The following is a 1,502-nucleotide window of genomic DNA, read 5'->3' as shown; positions in this document are numbered from 1 at the left end:
GGCGGGTGCCATGCCCGCAGCCCCGACAGCCGCAACCACCCCTCGCGCGACTGGCTCAAGGCCTTTGCCGCGGGTATCGCGCCGCTACTGGCCGAAGGCGAGCGGATCGTCGGCGAGAACCTTTATGCGCGCCATTCGGTGGGCTATGACGCGCTGCCCGCGTGGTTTCTGGGCTTTGCCTGGATCGTCGACGACGAGGTCCAGCCTTGGGACTTGACGTTGATGCGGTTCGAGGAACTGGGCATCACCCCGGTGCCGACGCTCTGGCGCGGACCTTGGCGGGCGGGGCTTTTTGAAACCATCGCGGCGGGGCTTGATCTGGCCCGGCAGGAGGGCTTCGTCGCGCGCGTGGCGGGGCTTTCCCCGAAGCCGAGATGCAGCGCCGGATGGGCAAATATGTCCGCGCGGGCCATGTGCAAAGCGAAACGCACTGGATGCAGGCGGCGCTGGTGCCAAACGGGCTGAAGGGCGCATGAGGACCGGACGCGTGGCCCTGCATCTGGCGCTCGCCGCTGTTCTGACGGTGCTGACGCAGCTGGGCGGGCTGGCGTGGCTGGTCAGCCGGTTGTTTCGCCGCAAGTTCCTTGCCTTTGCGCTGCTTTATGCCGGGCTTTGGCTCGGGGCGCTGATGATCGCGCCGCTCTTCGGGCGAGTGCCGATATCGTGCCATGGCGACGGCCCGCTGGTGATGCGCTCCTGGGTCTTTTGCTTTGCGAACCGCAATTACGTCGCCCGCGATCTCAGGGCCGCGGCCGGGGACATGGCGGCCAAGATGGCGAAGACCCATCCCGGCACCGTGACCCTTGCGCTGGATGGCAACTTCCCGTTTCTGAACGGATTTCCGCTTTTGCCGCATCTGTCGCACCGCGATGGCCGCAAGCTTGACCTTGCGTTTTATTACACGGACCAAGGCCGCTACCTGCCGGGGCAGACCCGGTCGCCCCTAGGCTATTTTGCCTTCGAGCCGGGGGAAAGCGCCTGCCCGCCGCGCTTTCCGACGCTGCGCTGGGATCTGCCCTGGCTGCAACCGCTCTGGCCCGATTACGCCCCCGAACCCGAACGGATGCGCCTTGCGCTGCGGCTTTTGTCGTGCGATCCGCGGATCGGCAAGATCTTCCTTGAGCCGCGTCTGGCGGCGAAATTCGGCTCCGGCGCGCCGAAGATCCGCTTTCAGGGCTGCGCCGCCGCCCGGCACGATGACCACATCCACATCCAGTTGTAAGATCTGCGCGCTCAGCGGGCGGGTTTGGCCAGCGATGTCAGCCGCCGGGTCAGAGCCACAACGGCGAGACACAGCCCGATGATCAGACAAAGGCCCAGTTCAACCCAGTCCAGCCCGGCAAAACCGCCATTGAGTTTCGCAAAGCGGAAGCCGACGCAAAGCGTGGTCAGAAAATTGATGGCGCTTTGTGACGAGGCCGATTTCGGGATCAGCAGTGAAAAGGCCAGAAACCCGATCACGACAGCGGCGCGCAGGCCCCAGTCAAGACCCTCCGACAGGC

At 65.5% G+C, this 1,502-nt stretch carries 2 protein-coding genes and 1 pseudogene; 2 read left to right on the top strand and 1 reads right to left on the bottom strand.

The features are described from left to right. Together CRO22_RS18490 and CRO22_RS18485 are read left to right on the top strand one after the other, a co-directional pair. Nucleotides 1-465, top strand: a 465-nt coding sequence (locus tag CRO22_RS18490; protein WP_342745188.1) for an RNA ligase family protein, incomplete at its 5' end; no start/stop codon positions are given. A 7-nt stretch (nucleotides 466-472) separates the two neighbouring features. After that, complete coding sequence (locus CRO22_RS18485; protein ID WP_097071601.1) at nucleotides 473-1,222, top strand: hypothetical protein; 750 nt, start codon at nucleotides 473-475, stop codon at nucleotides 1,220-1,222. An 11-nt stretch (nucleotides 1,223-1,233) separates the two neighbouring features. Here CRO22_RS18485 and CRO22_RS18480 read toward each other — a convergent pair. Next, nucleotides 1,234-1,502, bottom strand: a pseudogene (locus CRO22_RS18480) (hypothetical protein); the annotation flags it as partial.

Source organism: Rhodobacter maris (assembly GCF_900217815.1).
In the GTDB taxonomy this organism is placed as follows: domain Bacteria; phylum Pseudomonadota; class Alphaproteobacteria; order Rhodobacterales; family Rhodobacteraceae; genus Rhodobacter; species Rhodobacter maris.
The sequence above is the reverse complement of the archived record's forward strand: the minus strand, read 5'-3'. Positions and strand labels throughout refer to the sequence as shown.

Bases quoted from the DNA above. Each gene is read 5' to 3' on its own strand.
- CRO22_RS18485 (WP_097071601.1), top strand. From the start codon at position 473: ATGAGGACCGGACGCGTGGCCCTGCATCTGGCGCTCGCCGCTGTTCTG.